The sequence below is a fragment of the Kitasatospora indigofera genome (genome assembly GCF_014655955.1).
Taxonomy (GTDB): Bacteria; Actinomycetota; Actinomycetes; order Streptomycetales; family Streptomycetaceae; genus Kitasatospora; species Kitasatospora indigofera.
The window spans coordinates 1-804 of the sequence record NZ_BNBO01000171.1 but is presented as its reverse complement, the minus strand read 5'-3'; the positions used below and the strand labels follow the sequence as shown (position 1 = coordinate 804).

The 804-nt window shown below is 71.8% G+C and carries 1 protein-coding gene; it reads right to left on the bottom strand.

The features are described from left to right. Nucleotides 1-4: 4 nt before the first annotated feature. Complete coding sequence (locus IE329_RS40005; RefSeq protein ID WP_190215988.1) at nt 5-790, bottom strand: electron transfer flavoprotein subunit beta/FixA family protein; 786 nt, start codon at nt 788-790, stop codon at nt 5-7. Nucleotides 791-804: the final 14 nt, after the last annotated feature.

Here is an 804-nt window from a genome sequence, read left to right as displayed (position 1 = left end):
CGGGTCAGATGAACTTCTGCTCGGCGAGGTAGGCGGCGAGCGCCTTGCCGCCCTCGCCCTCGTCCTTGACGACGGTGCCGGCGGTGCGCGCCGGGCGGGCCGTGACGGCCTCCACCGCGGTCCAGGCACCGGCCAGGCCGACCTCCTCCGCGTCGATGCCCAGGTCGTCCAGGTCGAAGGACTGCACCGGCTTCTTCTTCGCGGCCATGATCCCCTTGAAGGAGGGGTAGCGGGCCTCGCCCGACTGGTCGGTCACCGAGACGACGGCGGGCAGCTGCGCCTCGACCTGCTCGGTGGCCGCGTCGCCGTCACGCCGGCCCTTGACCGTGGTGCCCTCGACGGTGACCTCGGACAGCAGCGTCAGCTGCGGCACGCCCAGGCGCTCGGCCAGCAGCGCGGGCAGCACGCCCATGGTGCCGTCGGTGGACGCCATGCCGCCGACCACCAGGTCGAACCCGGTCCGCTCCAGCGCCTTCGCGACGATCGCCGAGGTGCCGATCACGTCGGTGCCGTGGATGTCGTCGTCGTTCACGTGGACGGCCTTGTCGGCGCCCATCGACAGGGCCTTGCGCAGCGCGTCCTTCGCGTCGTCCGGGCCCACCGTCAGCACCGTCACCTCGGCGTCGCCGTGCGCCTCCGCGATCCGCAGCGCCTGCTCCACGCCGTACTCGTCCAACTCCGACAGGAGGCCGTCGACGCCCTCCCGGTCGGTGGTGTGGTCGTCCGCGAAGCGCCGGTCACCGGTCGCGTCGGGCACGTACTTCACACAGACAACGATCCTCAAGCTCACGGCCTGTCTCCTGT